We start from the raw sequence: 17,256 nt of genomic DNA on the forward strand, positions 1-17,256 counted from the left end.
TGGCGGCGAGCGTAGGACGCGGGCTTCATGGCAAGATGCCTCGTGCCTCCGATCAACGCCGCACCCCCCGGTGGCCTCCCATCCTTCGTCGCGGACCTGCACATCCACTCGAAGTACTCGCGGGCGTGCAGCCGTGATCTCACTCTGCCGAACCTCGCCTGGTGGGCTCGGCGTAAGGGCGTCGCCGTCCTCGGCACCGGCGATTTCACCCACCCCGCCTGGTATGACCACCTCCGGGAGACCCTGCAGCCGGCGGAGCCGGGCCTGTACCGGCTCGCTCCGGAGGCCGAGCGGGAGATCGCGCGCCAGCTACCGCCACGCCTCGCCGACCAGGCGGAGAACACCCCGGTACGGTTCATGCTCAGCGTCGAGATCTCCACGATCTACAAACGCGACGACCGGACGCGCAAGGTACACCACCTGGTCTACCTACCGGACCTGGCGGCGGTTGCCCGGTTCAACACGGCGCTCGGGCGGATCGGCAACCTCGGCTCGGACGGACGGCCGATCCTCGGTCTGGACTCCCGCGACCTGCTGGAGATCACTCTTACGGCGAGCCCGGACGGCTACCTCGTACCGGCGCATATCTGGACCCCGTGGTTCTCCGCCCTCGGCTCCAAGTCTGGCTTCGACGCGATCGCCGACTGCTACGCCGACCTGGCCGAGCACATCTTCGCGGTGGAGACCGGCCTCTCCTCCGACCCGGAGATGAACTGGCGGGTCGGCAGCCTCGACCGCTACCAGCTGGTGTCGAACTCCGACGCCCACTCCCCGCCCGCGCTGGCCCGAGAGGCGACCGTCTTCACCTCCGCCCGCGACTACTTCGCCATCCGGGAGGCGCTGCGGACCGGCGACGGCCTGGCCGGGACGATCGAGTTCTTCCCGGAAGAAGGGAAGTACCACGCGGACGGCCACCGACTCTGTGGCGTCAACTGGGCACCAGAACAGACCCGGGCGGCCGGCGGCCGCTGCCCGGAGTGCGGCAAGCCGCTGACCGTCGGGGTCCTCAGCCGGGTGGAGGAATTGGCCGACCGCCCCTCGGGGCACCGGCCGGCGCACGCCCGGGACGTCACCCACCTGGTGCCACTGGCCGAACTCCTCGGTGAGATCAACTCGGTGGGAGCGCGATCCAAGAAGGTCGCGGGCAAACTCAACGACCTGATCGCCGCGCTCGGTCCGGAGCTGGAGATCCTCACCCGGACACCGCTTGCGGAGATCGACCGGGTCGGCGGCGAACTCCTCGCCGAGGGCATCCGCCGGCTGCGCCAGGGCGAGGTCCGCCGGGTGCCGGGGTTCGATGGCGAGTACGGCGTCATCACCCTCTTCGACCCGACCGAACTCCGCCCCGGCGGGGGCGCGGCGGCGCAGGAGACGCTCTTCGACGTACCCGCCGTGCCGGCGCCGCGCCGGCCCGCGGAGCCGACGCCGAAGCCGAAGGCCCGCCGCCCGGCGTCGAAGCCGGAGCCGAGGCGGGCCGGCCCACCCTCGCCGCCGATCGCGCCACCCCCCTCGCCGCACGAGCCCTTCGAGCCGATGCTGTCCGGGATGGAGGAGGTCGGCACCGGCCTACTCGACCGGCTCGACGCGATGCAGCGAGTGGCGGCGTCCGCGCCCGGCGGGCCGCTGCTGATCGTGGCCGGTCCGGGCACCGGCAAGACCCGTACGCTGACGCACCGGATCGCGTACCTCTGCGCGGAGCTGAACGTCTTCCCGGAGCGCTGCCTGGCGATCACCTTCACCCGGCGCGCGGCGGAGGAGCTGCGGCACCGACTCGACGGGCTACTCGGGCCGGTCGCCGAGGACGTCACCGTCGGCACGTTCCACTCGGTCGGCCTACAGCTCCTGCGGGAGAACCATGCGGCCGCCGGCCTGCCCGCGGACTTCCGGATCGCCGACGACGCGGACCGTGCCGCCGCCCGCGCCGAGGCCGGCGACGACGACGACACCTACCTGGCGCTGCTCCGCAAGCAGGACCTGGTCGACCTTGACGAGCTGCTCACCCTGCCGCTGACCCTGCTGCGAGCCGACCGGCGGTTGGCCGACTCCTGTCGCGAACGGTGGCAGTGGATCTTCGTTGACGAGTACCAGGACGTTGATGAGGTGCAGTACGAGCTCCTCCGGTTGCTCTGCCCCGCCGACGGGAACCTCTGCGCGATCGGTGACCCGGACCAGGCGATCTACTCCTTCCGGGGGGCAGATGTCCACTACTTCCTGCGCTTCTCGCAGGACTTCACCGATGCCCGGCTGGTCCGGCTGAACCGCAACTACCGTTCGTCGGCACCGATTCTGGCCGCCGCGGTACAGGCGATCGCCCCCTCGTCGCTGGTCCGGGGCCGCCGGCTGGACCCGGCCCGACTCGACCCGGAGGCCCCACTGCTCGGCCGGTACGCGGCCACCTCCGTCGCCGACGAGGCCGCCTTCGTCGCCCGTACGGTGGACGAGTTGGTCGGTGGACTGTCGCACCGCTCGCTGGATTCGGGGCGGATCGACGGCGCCACGACCACGCTCTCGTTCTCCGACATCGCGGTGCTTTATCGCACCGACGCGCAGGCCGCACCGATCGTGGACGCGCTGTCCCGGGCGAACATCCCGGTGCAGAAACGCTCTCACGACCGGCTCCGCGACCGCCCCGGCGTCGCCGACATCGCCCGGGAGCTGCGGCACACCGCCGGCGTTGACGGCGGTCTGCCGGCTCGGGTGCGGCTCGCCGGACAGGTGGTCGCACAACGGTTCGCCACCCCCACCCTCGACGGCTCGGCCAGCGCCGGGCCAGCCGACGTACGGGTGGCGGTCGACCTGCTCACCCCACTGGCCCAACGCTGCGGCGACGACCTGGACCTGTTCCTGTCCCAGCTGACGACGGGGGCGGAGGTGGACGCGCTCGATCCACGCGCGCAGGCGATCACCCTGCTCACTCTGCATGCCGCCAAGGGGCTGGAGTTCCCGGTGGTCTTCCTGGTCGGCGCCGAGGACGGGCTGTTGCCGCTGCGCTGGCCCGGCAGCGAGCCGGACGACGACGCGGTCGCCGAGGAGCGACGGCTCTTCTTCGTGGGGGTGACCCGCGCGCAGGATCGGCTCTACCTCAGCCACGCCGCCCGGCGATTCCGGCACGGCACCGAGTACGACTGTCGGCCCTCTCCATTCTTGTCCGCGATAGATCCGGGTCTCTTCGAACGCCTCGGGGAACCGGAGTCCCGCCGCCCCAAGGACCGCCAACTCCGCCTGATCTGAGATCACAGCCGCCACACCACGATGGCAACGGCGGCGGGATCTCGAGTGTCCGGCCGCTCACACCCCGCAGGAGGATACGCATGCCGGACTACCACCCGTCGGCCGGCCACGGCGACGGACCGTCCCCCCCTCGGCGCCGCGGACCGCTGGTCGCGGTACTCGCCATCGTCGCGGTCCTGGCCCTCGGGGCCGGGGCGGGGGTTCTCTGGTTCCGCACCGGCGGTGACGAGGCACCGGCGATATCGGGGTCCGGCCCAGACCCGGACGTCACCGCCTCGGTCTCCTCGGCCAGGCCAGCTACGTCGGCGAGCCCAACGCCCGGCGCCGCGGCCCCAGATTCTTCCACCAACCCCCGCTTCGTCGAGGTCGGCCAGTGTGTCCGCAACGACGGGCCCGCCGACGGCAAGCCGGAGCTGTTGATCACCGAGTGTGGCCCACAGACGTACGAGGTACTGCTCCGCGTTGACGGACCAACCACCGGGGAGGAGGACGCCGCGGCGAAGTGCTCCGCCGTCGGTGGCTACACCAACTGGTTCTTCTTCGACAGCGACCTGGACACCCTCGACTTCGTGCTCTGCCTGAAACAACGCTGAGCACCGCAGCTCGGGGACGACAACCAACGAGACACCGGCCGAAGAGGTTGATTTCCACACCTAGGGCTGTCTAGCGCGGGAGCTAGATATACCTAGATTTGACTCGAGGCCCGCCGCCGGGCACCGCGCCCTCCACGAGGGCGGCTTGGCGGCGGCGATCCGGAGTGCGCGACACGCCGGTAGCCCCATCTACCGAGATCTAGCCCTGTTACTAGACAGCCCGATACTCTCCGATGCGTGGATCCGATCCGCAATCCCTACGCTCCGGGCGCCGGGCAACGCCCGCCCGAGTTGGCCGGGCGGGGGCGCGAGCTGGACGTCTTCGACATCGTGCTGGAGCGGATCGCACGCGGCCGACCCGAGCGCAGCCTGATGCTCACCGGGCTGCGCGGCGTGGGCAAGACGGTGCTGCTCAACACGCTGCGGTCGCAGGCCATCAACCGACTCTGGGGCAGCGGCAAGATCGAAATCCGGCCAGACCAGTCGCTGCGCCGCCCGATCTCCGCCGCCCTCCACATGGCCGTGCGTGAGCTGACCCCCCGGCACCGCGCTCCGGACCGCATCGACGCTTTCCTCGGTGTCCTGAAGGCCTTCGCGCAACGGTCCGCCCCGAACGGTCGGGGCGGGGCCTCCCCCCGACTACGAGACCGGTGGCAACCCGGCATTGATGTCCCCGCCGCGAGTGGGCGGGCCGACTCCGGCGACATCGAGATCGACCTGGTGGAGCTGCTGACCGACGCCGCCGCAGTGGCCGCCGACGTCGGCACCGGCATTGCCGTCTTCATCGACGAGATGCAGGACCTCGCCCCGGAGGAGGTCTCCGCGCTCTGCGCCGCCTGCCATGAGCTGTCCCAACTCGGCGCGCCGCTGATCGTGGTCGGTGCCGGCCTGCCGCACCTACCGGCCGTACTCAGCGCGGCCAAGTCCTACTCCGAACGACTCTTCCGCTACCAGCGCATCGATCGACTCGATCGGATCGCCGCCGACCACGCGCTCTGCGCGCCCGCCGCGCGCGAGGAGATCGAGTACGAGCAGAAGGCGCTGGACCTGCTCTACGAGAAGTCCGGCGGCTATCCCTACTTCGTCCAGGCGTACGGGAAGACAACCTGGGACCACGCACCCCGCTCACCGATCACCGCCGCCGATGTCCGGGTGGCGGCGCCGGACGCCGAGGCCGAGCTGGCGGTGGGTTTCTTCGGTTCCCGGTTCGAACGAGCCACTCCGGCCGAGCGTGAATACATGCGGGCGATGGCGACCCGCTCCCTGGTTGACGGTGCGGACGACGGGGCCCGGGACGACATGGACGCCGCCGTGCCGACCGCCGAGATCGCCCACGCGCTGGGGCGCAAACCCGCGAGTCTCTCCCCGGCTCGGGACGCGCTGATCAAAAAGGGTCTGATCTACTCCGGCGAACGCGGCACGGTGGCGTTCACGGTGCCCCACTTCGGCCGCTACCTCCGCACCCAGCCGACGTAGGCCGGGGTCGCACCAGCCGACGGCGCCCCGCCGAGCCAGCCGCATTCCCCGGTCGACTCACACCTTCGACCACGGCGGCGGAAAGATCACCTCGCCGGGAGCGGGCGGCCCCGTGCCACCACCGACCGAGGGCAACACCCGGGCCTGCCAGGGCTCGCCGAGCCCGGACCAGGGGCTGGTGAGGCCGAGCCGATCGGCCCGACCGAACCCGAACCGCCGGTAGAAGGCCGGATCCCCCAACACCACCACGAGGCGCTCACCCTGTTCGGCGGCCGCGTCCAGGGCCGCCTGCACCACCGCGCTGCCCAGCCCGATGCGCTGCCGGTGCGGGGCGACCGCCACCGGCCCGAGAACGAGCGCGGCCACGTCATCGTGGTCGGAGCGAACCCGCACCCGGGTGAGCAGCGCGTAGCCGACGACCTCACCCCCGTACTCGGCCACCATGGCCAGCGCCGGCAGCCACTCCGTGCTGCCACGTAGCTCGTCTACCAGGCCGACCTCGGGCGGGGTGGTGACATCGGGACGGGCGAACGCGCCGGCGAGGACCCGACGAACCGCACCGGCATCTGCCGGTTCCTCGGGCCGTAGCCGGATGATGGTCACGCCGGGGACGTTACCCCTCCGGCGCTGGCCCGTCCGGGACAGTCCCGCGATTCGGCGTGGCAGGCGGGCCGCGGCGACCGATCCGGATCGGTCGGTTGCCAGGGTGACGACGGTTCCGACGGGGTATGACTGACCCATGACACCCGTACGCTCCCTCGCCCGAGTCATGCTCAGTGGCATCCTCGTGGTCGAGGGGGCCCGTAGCCTCACCGCACCGGGCCGGCTCGCCCCCGCGGCCAAACCGATGACCGACCGGGTCGAACCCCTGCTGCGACGAGCTGTTCCCGGCGTCCCCACCGATACCGAGACCCTGATCCGCGCCAATGGAGCCATACAGTTCGGTGCCGGCCTACTACTCGCCACCGGCCGACTCACCCGACCGGCAGCGATGCTTCTGGCCGGCACCCTGCTGCCGGGTACCATCGCCGGGCATCCCTTCTGGACTAACACGGATCCGGCGGTGCGGGTCAACAACCAGCTCCATTTCCTGAAGAACCTCGGCCTCTTCGGTGGGCTCCTACTGGCCGCCGCGGACACCGAAGGAAAGCCGGGGCTACGCTGGCGGGCCGGTCAGCGGCTCGGGCACTCCCAGCGTCGGGCAACCCGGGCTGTCCGTACCGCCCGCCGCCAGGCCCGAATCGCCGTACGATCGGCAGCGACGGCTCGACGCTTCCCTGGCTGACCTGCGTCGATTCCCCTCCCGTCGCACTTCGTCGGAGAAACAGCGAATCCGACGTACCGCCACCCGGCGTTAAACCGGTGGAAATGTCGAAACCAGTGTGGGATCGGACACGGTCCCACAGCGCGGGAGGCGAAACGTGAGGGACCGTTCTAGGCTCCGTAACGGACCAGGACGGCTAGGACGAGTGTGGTACGGGGGTGGTCACTCAATGCCGACGACTCTCCGTCGGCGGGTGCGTCGCCTCACCCCGGTTCCCCGCGTCCCACGGGGGCTCGATCGCAGGACCATCCTCCGGATCGGAGTCGTGGCCGTCGTCGCATACGCCGCCTGGCTCGCCGTCGACGCGTTCGGGCGACCGTACAACTTCTTCGACCTGAAGATCTATCACGGCGCGGCGGTGTGGTGGGCGAATGGCCACGAGCTATACGAGTTCATCGCGCCCGACACGACCCTTGGGTTCACCTACCCACCCTTCGCCGGGCTCGCCATGCTCCCGATGGCGCATCTTCCGGTCGGGCTGGCCGGGTTGGTAAACGCGGTGGCGAGCGTCGCCGCGCTGGCCGTGGTCCTCGCCGCGCTGCTCCGCCCGATCGCCGACCGGCTCAACTATCCCCTGTGGTATGCGGTGGCGCTCGCGACGGTGCTCGCCGCCGCCCTCGAGCCGTCTCGGGAAACCCTCGGCTACGGGCAGGTCAATCTGCTGCTGTTCGCACTGGTCATGGCTGACCTGGTCGGTCTGCGCTGGCGATCCCGCCGAGGCACCCACGTCGCCCCCACCGACGGGCCGCTGCTGCGCTTCGTCTACAGCGGCGCCTGGGCGGGCGTCGGGATCGGCCTCGCCACCGCGGTGAAGCTGACTCCCGCCCTCTTCGTCGCCTACCTCATGATCACCCGTCAGTGGCGGGCGGCGACCACCGCCGTCGGCACCGGCCTGGCCGTGACGATCGGGTCATTCGCCGTTGTCGGCCCCGAGTCCCGGGCCTACTTCGGCGGGGTGCTCTGGCAGACCGAGCGGGTCGGTGCCGCCGACATGACTCCCAACCAGTCGCTCGCCGGCCTGCTCGCCCGCCTCCACGACTCGATCGAGACCCCGGGACTACTCTGGTTCACGTTCGCGATCCTGGTTCTCGCGCTCGGTCTGTCCCGGGCCGCCAACGCCCGCGCAGACGGCGACGAGCTGACGGCATTCACCCTCGTCGGGCTCACCACCAGTGTGATCAGCCCGATCTCCTGGACACACCATCTCGTCTGGGTGATCCCCGCGATCATCGTGCTCGCCGACGCCGCCGTCCGACGCCGGGACGCCAGCCGGGCGCTCGCCGCCCGGGCCGGTTTGGAGGACCTACCCGGAGTGAACGGTCTGCGCCCCCCGATCTGGTATCCGAGGCTGACCGGGCTCCGACACGGGGCGGCCGCCGTGGCCCTCTATCTCCTCTTCCTCGTCTCGCCGATCTGGCCGTACGAGCACCAGCTGCCCGAGGTGTCGCACTATCAGGACGGTCTCTTCGGCGCCCTGATGGAGAATTCGCTGGCCCTGGCGCTGATCGTGCTGGTCGCCGCGCTGCCCTGGCGCCCCGGGGCCGAGCCGGCCTTCTACGGCGAGCGTCCCGGCCGACCGGTCGTGCCGCTGACCAGCCGCCGCTGACCAGCGATCGCTGGCCAAAGACGGGCGACCGACCGACGACCGGGGTCCTCGCCCCCGGACGGCGTCAGGGACAGTTCACCCACTCCTCGGTGCCGTCCGCGAACACCTGCCGCTTCCAGATCGGCAGCCGCGCCTTCACCTCGTCCACCAATCGGGCACAGGCGGCGAACGCGGCGGCTCGGTGGGCGGTGCTGACCGCCGCCACCAGCGCCGCTTCGCCGATCTCCAGCGGACCGACCCGGTGCGAGACCGCCACCGCGTACACCTCGGGGTCGGCGGCGATCTCGGCAGCGACCTCGCGCAGCACCCGCTCGGCACTCGGGTGCCCCTCATAGGTCAGCGCGACCACCGCCCGGCCGTGGTCGTGATCCCGGACGACACCCTGGAAGGACACCACCGCGCCAGCGGCCCGGTCCGCCACCGCGCCCTCGTGTGCGGCCAGATCCAGCGGTCGCTCAGTCACCTCGCCGAACGCCACAGTCGGGGCGGTCACGACCCACGCTCCCCGGGCAGCAGCGGCAGCGGCACGACCGGCACCCGGTCGCCCGGCTCGCCGGTCGTGCCGGGGTGGATCACCGCGAACCCGTCGGCTCCGGCCAGGCCACGCAGCATCGCCGAGCCGACGTGCCGGAGCGGATGGGCGGTTCCGGTGGCGCGATCCAGCCGGACCAACGCAAGGTGGGTGAAGGCGCCCCGCCCGGGGATCGGCTCGGCGAGCACCGCCTGCGGGAGCTCCGGCATCGGGCGGCCGGCGAGGCCGGCCAGCAGCGGTGCGACCAGCGACGCCAGGGCGAGAATCGCGGACTGTGGGTTACCGGGCAGCCCGGCGACGAAACGTACCCGGCCGTCGGTGCCGACCACCCGGGCCAGCAGCATCGGGAAGCCGGGCCGAACGGCGACGGTGTTGACCACGTATTCCGCCCCCAACGCCTCGAGCGCGGGGTGCAGGTGGTCCACCGGGCCGTGCATGGTGCCGCCGGTCGTACAGACCAGGTCGGCGTGGGAGAGCGCGTCGCGCAGCGCCGCCACGTGCGCCGCGAGGGTGTCCGCGACCGGCCCGACCACGTCGGTGGGGCGCACCGCACCCCCGTACCGGCGCAGCCACGACGGTACGGCGGGACCGAGTGCGTCCCGGACCCGCCCCGCCCCGGGCGGCCCGGCCGTCAACAGTTCGTCCCCGAAGACCAGCAGCGCCGCGCGCGGCTGCCGCCGTACGCGCAGGGTGTCGTGTCCGCAGGAGGCAGCCAACCCGATCACCGCCGGGTCCACGGGCGTCCCGACCGGAAACAGCTCCTCTCCGGCGGCGGCCTCCTCCCCCGGCAGCCGCCACTCGGGCGACGGACGCGGGGTGCCGGCCACCAACCCATCCGGAGTACGGCTCGACTCCTCCACCCGCAGCACCGCGGTGGCGCCGTCGGGAACCATCGCACCGGTGGCGATCTCGACGGTGGTGCCGTCCTCGGTCAGCGGCGCCGGAACCCCGCCGGCCAGGACCCGACCCACGATCCGCCACGGGCCCGCGCCGCGCACCGCCCAGCCGTCCACACTGGTCGTGCGGAACGCCGGTAGGGGGGTCCGGGTGGCCAACGGCTCGGCCAGGGTGTGCCCGTCCAGGTCAACGAGCGGCCGACTCACCACCGGCAGCGCGGCAGCTCGACCCACCGCGTACGCCCGGGAACGCGCCTCCTCCCAGCCCGCGGGTGGCGGCGGAGCGACGGGGTCGGCGGTTGCGGCTTCCATGCTCACCCGACGAGAGTATCGGGGCATCCGGTTGCCCGTTGGTTCGCGAACCGATCAGTGGTCCCCGCCACGGAGCTGGTCAACAGCATGGGCGAGGATCGGTCCGAGCACGGCCAGCCCGTCGCGGGCGCCCCCGGTCGAGCCGGGAAGGTTCACCACCAGCGTCCGCCCCAGCACACCGGCGACTCCCCGGGACAGCACCGCGGTGGGCACGCGGTCCCGGCTGTACGCCCGGATGGCCTCGGCGATGCCCGGGATCTCGTGGTCGAGCAGCGCCCGGGTCACCTCCGGGGTGCGGTCCGTCGGGTTGATGCCGGTGCCGCCACTGGTCAGCACGACATCCACCCCCTCGGCGGCGGCGGCACTCAGCGCCGCGCCGACCGGATCACCGTCCGGCACCACGATGACCGGCTCGTCCACCGCGCAGCCCAGCTCCCGCAGGCCGGCGGCGAGCAGCGGGCCGCTGGTGTCCCGGTAGACACCGGCGAAGGCCCGGTTGGAGGCGACGACCACCCGCGCCCGGATCACGGCCGGTCCTCGGGGCGGACCCACTCACCGGTCGCTCCGCCCTCCTTACGCAGGACTCGGACGCCGTCCACCGTGGCCGCCGGATCGACCGCCTTGACCATGTCGACGAGGGCCAGGCCGGCGACCGCGACGGCGGTGAGCGCCTCCATCTCGACGCCGGTACGGTCGGCCGTCCGGGCGGTCGCGGTGATCTCGACGGTGTCGTCGGTGAGGGTCAGGTCAACGGCGACCCCGTGCAGGGCGATCGGGTGGCAGAGCGGAATCAGGTCCGGGGTCCGTTTCGCGCCCATGATCCCGGCGAGCCGGCCGACGGCGAGCGCATCCCCCTTGGGTAGCCCATCGCGGCGCAGGAGATCGACGACCGCACGGGTGGTGCGGAGCCGGCCGGCGGCGACGGCCAGCCGCCCGGTCACCGCCTTGGCGGAGACGTCAACCATGCGGGCGGCGCCTGCCGCGTCAACGTGGGTGAGCTGCGCGGAATCCGTCACGACGGCGAGTCTAGCCACTGCGGTGCCGGGCCCGAGCCGCCGGTTGGAGCAGCTGCCAGCACGGAGCCGTCCGGTGGGTTTCGGTACGGTCGTCCGCCTTCCCGCCAGCCGTCGGCCGGCTACCGCCGCGGCGTTCCCAGCCCGCCTGACCCGCCGCCGTTGATCTGAAAAACTGACCGCGTGACCAGCGCCGTTCCGGGGGTACGCCGTGGGTGGCCCGCCCTGGACAACGCCGCCGGTGGCCTCGCCGTCGACCTGACCCTCTACGCCGCCTCGGCCGGGTTCGCCGCAGTCACCACCCTGACCTCCACCATCGCCCCGCACCGCGCGTGGGGCAGCGTCGCCACCGCCGGTTACCTCGTCGCGGCCGTCGCCGTCACCGCCCAGCTGCTGATCTGGCGGCGCCGCCCTGGCTCCCCGCTGACCGGGCTCGCCACCCGCTGGGTGGTCGCCGGGCTCGCCGCCGCCACCACCGTGCTGCTGCCGGTGCTCTGGCAGAGCGTCGAACGAGCCGTTGGACGCACCGACCGGGCGCAGGAGGAGGTGATCGTCATTGAGGATTCCGGGCGGCGGCTGATCGAGACCGGTACCCCCTATCTCAGCCGCGAGGCGATCGCCGCGCTCCCCACCAGCGAGCAGCTCTTCGGCTACACCCCGTACCAACCGGGCATGGCCCTGTTCGGTCTGCCCCGCGCCATCGTCGACACCGCGTTGACCGACGCCCGGGTGTGGTTCGCGCTCGCCACCGTCGTCGTCCTCGCGCTGGCCGGACGCACGCTCTGGCGAGCCGGGGCCCGCGACCCACACCGGCCCGGCGACGGCATCCTGCGCGGTGTACAGGCCGTCACGATCCTGCCGGTCAGCGCGCTCACCCTCGCCACCGGCGGCGATGACCTGCCCGTTCTCGCGCTCTGCCTGCTCGCGCTCACCCTCGCCGCCGCCGGTCAACCGGGCCGGGCCGGAGCGGCCGTGGGGTTGGCCGCCGCGCTGAAACTCTTCGCCTGGCCGGTCGCGGTGGTCTTGGCCGTCTGGGGTGCCACCCGATCGTCCGGCCGGCGGGTCCTCGCCGGCGCCCTCGGGCTACCGGTCCTCGCCCTGCTGCCCGTCCTGCTGATCGACCCCGACGCGTTGGTCGAGAACGTGCTCCGCTTCCCGCTCGGCCAAGGCCTGGTCACCAGCCCGGCCCAGTCCCCGCTCCCGGGCCACCTGATCTCCACCGGGCTGCCCGCCGGGCGGCTACTCGCCGGCGGACTGCTACTCGCCGTCGGGCTGGTCTTCGCCCTGCGGCTCACCCGCCGCCCGCCGCGTACGGCCGCCGCCGCGTCGCTCATCTGCGGCTACGGGCTCCTCGTCGCGCTCCTGCTCATGCCCGCCAGCCGGTTCGGCTATCTGCTCTACCCCCTGGCCTTCCTGATCTGGGCCCCCGCACTCGCCCGCCGGAATCCAGCAACCCGCCACGGAGCCGGCGCGCACGGCGTACACCTGAGAGATGACCACCTTTCGTGACCGCGGCGACGCGGGTCGGGCGCTCGCCGATCGGCTCACCGCGCTCGTCGGTGAACCCGATGTCATCGTGCTTGGTCTGGTCCGCGGCGGAGTGCCCGTGGCCGAGGTGATCGCCCGCCGGCTCGAGGCCCCGCTCGACGTGATCACCGTCCGCAAGCTCGGCCTTCCCGGTGCGCCCGAGGTCGCGTTCGGCGCGATCGGTCCGGGCGGGGCCCAGGTGCTCAACAAGCGGATCGCCAGCCGGCTCAGCCCGGCGGAAATCGCCGACGTGGACCGCCAGGAGCGGGCCGAGCTGGACCGCCGGGAGCGGCTCTACCGAGCCGACCGCCCGCCGCTGGATCTCACCGACCGGACCGCCCTGATCGTTGACGACGGCCTCGCCACCGGCGCCACCGCCCGCACCGCGGTCCAGGTCGCCCGCCACCTCGGCGCCCGGCGGGTGGTGGCGGCTGCCCCGGTCGGCTCGCAGGAGGCGTACGAGCTGCTCTCCGCCGAGGCCGACCAGGTTGTCTGCCCGCAGCACCCGACCGAGTTCACCGCGGTCAGCGCCTACTACGACGACTTCCACGAGGTCTCCGACGACGACGTGACCGCCACGTTGACCGCGACCGCTTAGGTCAACCAGGTACGGTCAGATGATGAGCCTCACCTGTCCCAAGTGTCACGGCGAGATGCGCCAGTACGAGCGCAGTGGCGTCGTCATCGATCAGTGCAGCGAGTGCCGGGGGATCTTCCTCGACCGCGGCGAGTTGGAGAAGCTGTTCGAGGCGGAGGCTAACTGGAACCGGCAGCAGGCCGCTCCGGCGCCCGCCCAGCCCAACCAGCCCGGTGGGTACCCGCCGCCCCCGCCGCAGCAGCCCGGCTACGGCACCGTGCCGCCCCCACCGCCGCCCGCGCACGGCTACCCCCCGGCTCCGGCCCCGGCCTACGGCGGCCACGGTCAGCACTACGGTTACCACGGGCACTACCGGCGGAAGCGGCACAAGGGCTTCCTGGGCGACCTGCTCGGCTGACCATCGGTACGGCGCGTCCGGAAGGACCCCGCCGCTGCAGCGCGGGCCGGGATCTTTCCGGACGCTGAGTGGTCATTCCGGACGCTCAGCGGTTATTCCGGACGCTGAGTGGTCAGCCGACTGGGCGCATCCGATCGCCCGGTCCACTCACACGATCGCCATGTCCACGAAGCGCGACAGGTGGAGCTGCGCTGCCACCGTCACGGTGTCGGTCGGCCCGTTCCGGTGCTTGGCCACGACGAAGTCCGCCTCCCCGGCCCGCGGTGACTCCTTGTCGTAGTAGTCGTCGCGGTGCAGCAGGATGACGACATCGGCGTCCTGCTCGATGGAGCCAGACTCCCGCAGGTCGGAGAGCTGGGGCCGTTTGTCGGTCCGCTGTTCGGGGCCACGGTTCAGCTGGCTGACCGCGATGACCGGGCACTCGACCTCCTTCGCGAGGAGTTTGAGGCCACGGGACAGGTCCGCGACCTCCTGCTGCCGGCTCTCCGTACGCTTCGGCGAGGTCATCAGCTGGAGATAGTCGACGACGATGAGCTTCAGATCGTGTCGCTGTTTGAGACGTCGCGCCTTGGCCCGGATCTCCATCAGGTTCATGCTCGGCGTGTCGTCCACGAAGAGCGGCGCCTCACTGATCTCACCCATGCAGCGGGCGAGCTTCGTCCAGTCGTCATCGGAGAGCTGACCGCTGCGCAGCACGTGCAGGGGCACCCGGGCCTCGGCCGAGAGAAGTCGCATGACGATCTCGACCTTGCTCATCTCCAGCGAAAAGATCGCCGAGGCCTGGTTGGCCCGAATCGCGGCATTCCGCGCGAAGTCCATGCTCGCCGTGGATTTCCCCAGGCCGGGCCGCCCGGCGACGATGATGAGCTGGCCGGCCTGCAGACCGTTGAGGAGGCGGTCGAGGTCGGTGAAGCCGGTGGGAACGCCGGTCATCATGCCGTGCTGGGCGCCAACCGCCTCGATCTCGTCGAGTGTGGGCTGGAGCATGTCGGCGAGGATGGCGAAGTCCTCGCTGACCCGCCGCTCGGTGACGTCGTAGACGGCCTGCTGGGCAAGGTCGACGACGTCATCCACGTCCCGGCTGCCGCTGGCGCCGGTGCCGAACCCGAGCTGCACGATCCGGGTGCCGGCCTCGACCAGCCGCCGGAGCACGGCCCGCTCGCTGACGATCCGGGCGTAGTAGGCGGCGTTGGCCGCCGTGGGCACGCTGGCGATCAGGGTGTGCAGGTACGGTGCGCCCCCGATCCGGACCAGGTCACCGGAGTCGGCCAGGGCCGCCGCGACCGTGATCGAGTCAGCGGGCTCGCCCCGGCCGTAGATCTCGAGGATCGTGTCGAAGACGGTGGCGTGGACGGGTCGGTAGAAGTCGTTGCTCTTGAGAATCTCCACCACGTCGGCGATCGCGTCCTTGGAGAGGAGCATCCCGCCCAGTACGCACTGCTCGGCGGCGATGTCCTGCGGTGGGGTCTTCTCGAACTGGCCGTCCCGCTGCACCGGCACCGATGTCGGCCCGCCAGCACGCGGTTCGGCTGGCATCTCGTCGGCGACCGACACGGCTCCCCCCTTCACACCGTCAACTCATCGTCCTGGCTTCACCGCGGAGTCACGGCCTTCTCGACCCGCAGGGCGATCGGGGGCCATCGTGCGGCGGGTCGGGTGGCAACCATACGGAAGACCAGGAGGGTGCCTCAACAGCAGCGGTGGACGAGTCTCGGGACAACCTGTGGACAGCAGCGGGCAGGCATGTGCGCAGCTTGTGCACAGCCTGTGGATAACTGTGGAGGACTTTCCGCCAACAGCGGCCTGAGCTCGAAAAATGGCGTCCACACCCTGTGGATAAAAGAAACTGGGACACAGCTCGAGCAAGACTCGGGCCGGGATACAGATCGGGCCCGCGCCGAGTACGGCGCGGGCCCGACCGGTGGTGCGGGGTGGGTGTCAGCCCTGAACGACACTCAGGTCGAACGCGGCGGTCACCTCGGGGTGCAGCTTGATCCGCACCGGGTAGGAGCCGAGCGACTTGATCTGCCCGGGCAGCTCAAGCCGACGGCGGTCCAGCGTCGGGCCACCAGCGGCCTTGACGGCCGCGACGATCTCGGTGGCGGTAACCGAACCGAAGAGCCGACCGCCCTCGCCAGCGCGGGCCTTCAGGGCCACCTTCAGCCCTTCGAGCTGGCCCTTGACCTCGTTGGCGTGGCCGAGGTCGCGAATCTCGCGGGCCGACTGGGCCCGCTTGATCGACGTGACCTGCTTCTCCGCGCCCTTGGTCCAGGCGATCGCGAAGCCCTGCGGCAGCAGGTAGTTACGGCCGTAGCCGTTCTTGACCTCCACGATGTCCCCTGGGGCACCGAGGCCGGATACCTCCTGGGTCAGGATGATCTTCATGTCGGCGCCTCCTCTCAGCGAGCCGTCGCCGTGTACGGCAAGAGCGCCATCTCGCGGGCGTTCTTGACCGCGCGGGCGATCTGCCGCTGCTGCTGCGAGGTCACGCCAGTCACTCGCCGGGCACGGATCTTGCCACGGTCGGAGATGAACTTGCGCAGCAGCGCAGTGTCCTTGTAATCGATATAGGTGATCCCGTCCTTATCAAGCGGGTTCACCTTCTTCTTCGGCTTGCGAAGTGCCGCAGCCTTGGCCATTGACCTTGCTCCTGGTTTGCGATTGCGGGCGCTCGGCGCCATCAGAACGGAGGCTCCTCGTCGAAGTTGCCACCGCCGGACCCGCCACGCGAGGGAGCAGGAGCGGGAGCGGCCGAGGCCCACGGGTCGTCGAAGTTGCCTCCGCCGCCCTGGCCACCACCGCCGCCAAAACCACCACCGCCCGAGCGGGACATCTTCTGCACCTTCGCCGTGGCGTAGCGCAGCGACGGGCCGATCTCGTCGACCTCCAGCTCGATAACCGTGCGCTTCTCACCCTCGCGGGTCTCGTACGACCGCTGCCGCAGCCGACCGGACACGATCACGCGGGTGCCGCGCTGCAGCGACTCCGCGACGTGCTCGGCGGCCTGCCGCCACACGGTGCACGAGAGGAACAACGGCTCGCCGTCCTTCCACTCGCTGGACGACTTGTCGAAGAACCGGGGCGTCGAGGCGACCCGGAACTTGGCGACCGCCGCACCGGAGGGGGTGAATCGCAACTCGGGGTCATCGGTCAGATTACCGATGACCGTGATGATGGTTTCTCCTGCCATGACCATCTCCTCGCGCACTCATCGTCTCGCCGAACAGGCTGACAGAGCCGTCCGACAATGCCGACGAGGCTGATCCGGGGGTGTCGGGGTCGGGTGGTCGGGGTGCGCCTCAGCGCACTTCCGGCCGAATAACCTTGGTACGCAGCACCGACTCGTTGAGCCGCAGCTGACGGTCCAGCTCGGCCACCGCCGCAGGCGTCGCCTGCAGGTCGATGACGGCGTAGATACCCTCGGTCTTCTTGTCAATCTCGTACGCGAGGCGCCGGCGGCCCCACACATCGGTCTTCTCGACCGAGCCACCCGCGGTCCGAATCACGTTCAGGTACGTGTCGAGCGACGGGGCGACGGTGCGCTCCTCAAGGCTGGAGTCGAGGATCACCATGATCTCGTAATGACGCAAGACGTGCTCACCTCCTATGGGCTAGGCGGCCACGGTACTTCCGTGGCAGGAGGTCGTGCGTCGTGGCCCACTCCGGAACGGGGGGACCCGACCGGACGTGGACAACCGGACCAGGATACCCGGTCCGAAGGATCATGCCCGGGGCGGTGGAACAACCGCCG

The 17,256-nt window shown here is 71.1% G+C and carries 18 protein-coding genes; 8 read left to right on the plus strand and 10 right to left on the minus strand.

Going from position 1 to position 17,256, the window contains the following annotated elements; genetic code table 11:
• Nucleotides 1–42: 42 nt before the first annotated feature.
• The 3 genes from AC1UKG_RS17870 (at nt 43) to AC1UKG_RS17880 (ending at nt 5,300) form a co-directional block, all read left to right on the plus strand.
• Nucleotides 43–3,231, plus strand: coding sequence for a UvrD-helicase domain-containing protein (locus AC1UKG_RS17870; RefSeq protein WP_482642825.1), 3,189 nt, complete (start codon nt 43–45; stop codon nt 3,229–3,231).
• An 80-nt stretch (nt 3,232–3,311) separates the two neighbouring features.
• A complete protein-coding gene (locus AC1UKG_RS17875; RefSeq protein ID WP_018745575.1) occupies nt 3,312–3,824 on the plus strand; it encodes an LppU/SCO3897 family protein in 513 nt (170 codons plus the stop codon).
• 237 nt (nt 3,825–4,061) lie between these two features.
• Nucleotides 4,062–5,300 (plus strand): ATP-binding protein, encoded by a 1,239-nt coding sequence (locus tag AC1UKG_RS17880; protein ID WP_018745576.1) that lies wholly within the window; start codon nt 4,062–4,064, stop codon nt 5,298–5,300.
• Nucleotides 5,301–5,357: 57 nt separating this feature from the next.
• On the opposite strand, the gene AC1UKG_RS17885 is transcribed toward AC1UKG_RS17880, so the two are convergent.
• Complete coding sequence (locus tag AC1UKG_RS17885; RefSeq protein ID WP_026325487.1) at nt 5,358–5,903, minus strand: GNAT family N-acetyltransferase; 546 nt, start codon at nt 5,901–5,903, stop codon at nt 5,358–5,360.
• 136 nt (nt 5,904–6,039) lie between these two features.
• Here AC1UKG_RS17885 and AC1UKG_RS17890 point away from each other — a divergent pair, with 136 nt between their 5' ends.
• Nucleotides 6,040–6,585, plus strand: a complete 546-nt coding sequence (locus AC1UKG_RS17890; RefSeq protein WP_026271523.1) for a DoxX family protein — start codon at nt 6,040–6,042, stop codon at nt 6,583–6,585.
• A gap of 208 nt (nt 6,586–6,793) precedes the next feature.
• Entirely contained in the window at nt 6,794–8,230 is a 1,437-nt protein-coding gene (locus AC1UKG_RS17895) for a glycosyltransferase 87 family protein (protein ID WP_475890226.1), read from the plus strand.
• A gap of 64 nt (nt 8,231–8,294) precedes the next feature.
• Here AC1UKG_RS17895 and AC1UKG_RS17900 read toward each other — a convergent pair whose 3' ends face one another.
• The 4 genes from AC1UKG_RS17900 to moaC are packed head-to-tail and all read right to left on the minus strand — an operon-like array spanning nt 8,295 to nt 10,986.
• Nucleotides 8,295–8,723: a molybdenum cofactor biosynthesis protein MoaE gene (locus tag AC1UKG_RS17900; RefSeq protein ID WP_018254968.1), complete on the minus strand. Its 429-nt coding sequence runs from the start codon at nt 8,721–8,723 to the stop codon at nt 8,295–8,297.
• Nucleotides 8,720–9,970: a molybdopterin molybdotransferase MoeA gene (locus AC1UKG_RS17905; protein ID WP_018814597.1), complete on the minus strand. Its 1,251-nt coding sequence runs from the start codon at nt 9,968–9,970 to the stop codon at nt 8,720–8,722. Before AC1UKG_RS17905 ends, AC1UKG_RS17900 begins: the two co-directional genes overlap by 4 nt.
• Nucleotides 9,971–10,024: 54 nt before the next feature.
• Nucleotides 10,025–10,498: a molybdenum cofactor synthesis domain-containing protein gene (locus AC1UKG_RS17910; RefSeq protein ID WP_026271521.1), complete on the minus strand. Its 474-nt coding sequence runs from the start codon at nt 10,496–10,498 to the stop codon at nt 10,025–10,027.
• Nucleotides 10,495–10,986 (minus strand): cyclic pyranopterin monophosphate synthase MoaC, encoded by a 492-nt coding sequence (moaC, locus tag AC1UKG_RS17915; protein ID WP_026271520.1) that lies wholly within the window; start codon nt 10,984–10,986, stop codon nt 10,495–10,497. The genes AC1UKG_RS17910 and moaC overlap by 4 nt, the downstream gene beginning before the upstream one ends.
• A 180-nt stretch (nt 10,987–11,166) precedes the next feature.
• Between moaC and AC1UKG_RS17920 the strand changes: the two genes are divergently transcribed.
• The 3 genes from AC1UKG_RS17920 to AC1UKG_RS17930 are packed head-to-tail and all read left to right on the plus strand — an operon-like array spanning nt 11,167 to nt 13,505.
• A complete protein-coding gene (locus AC1UKG_RS17920) occupies nt 11,167–12,492 on the plus strand; it encodes a glycosyltransferase 87 family protein (protein WP_018745584.1) in 1,326 nt (441 codons plus the stop codon).
• Entirely contained in the window at nt 12,476–13,108 is a 633-nt protein-coding gene (locus AC1UKG_RS17925; RefSeq protein ID WP_018745585.1) for a phosphoribosyltransferase family protein, read from the plus strand. Before AC1UKG_RS17920 ends, AC1UKG_RS17925 begins: the two co-directional genes overlap by 17 nt.
• A 19-nt stretch (nt 13,109–13,127) precedes the next feature.
• Complete coding sequence (locus AC1UKG_RS17930; protein ID WP_018745586.1) at nt 13,128–13,505, plus strand: TFIIB-type zinc ribbon-containing protein; 378 nt, start codon at nt 13,128–13,130, stop codon at nt 13,503–13,505.
• Nucleotides 13,506–13,652: 147 nt separating this feature from the next.
• On the opposite strand, the gene dnaB is transcribed toward AC1UKG_RS17930, so the two are convergent.
• The 5 genes from dnaB to rpsF form a co-directional block, all read right to left on the minus strand.
• Nucleotides 13,653–15,059: a replicative DNA helicase gene (gene dnaB / locus AC1UKG_RS17935; protein WP_018745587.1), complete on the minus strand. Its 1,407-nt coding sequence runs from the start codon at nt 15,057–15,059 to the stop codon at nt 13,653–13,655.
• A gap of 384 nt (nt 15,060–15,443) precedes the next feature.
• Nucleotides 15,444–15,890, minus strand: coding sequence for a 50S ribosomal protein L9 (gene rplI / locus AC1UKG_RS17940; protein WP_018733075.1), 447 nt, complete (start codon nt 15,888–15,890; stop codon nt 15,444–15,446).
• Between the two features lie 14 nt (nt 15,891–15,904).
• Nucleotides 15,905–16,144 (minus strand): 30S ribosomal protein S18, encoded by a 240-nt coding sequence (gene rpsR, locus AC1UKG_RS17945; protein ID WP_007073789.1) that lies wholly within the window; start codon nt 16,142–16,144, stop codon nt 15,905–15,907.
• A gap of 41 nt (nt 16,145–16,185) precedes the next feature.
• Nucleotides 16,186–16,713, minus strand: coding sequence for a single-stranded DNA-binding protein (locus AC1UKG_RS17950; protein WP_018733076.1), 528 nt, complete (start codon nt 16,711–16,713; stop codon nt 16,186–16,188).
• Nucleotides 16,714–16,804: 91 nt separating this feature from the next.
• On the minus strand, nt 16,805–17,095 hold the full coding sequence (gene rpsF, locus AC1UKG_RS17955; protein WP_012015748.1) for a 30S ribosomal protein S6: 291 nt from the start codon (nt 17,093–17,095) through the stop codon (nt 16,805–16,807).
• Nucleotides 17,096–17,256 lie beyond the last annotated feature (161 nt).

The organism is Salinispora sp. CH2A1_6, from assembly GCF_056820975.1.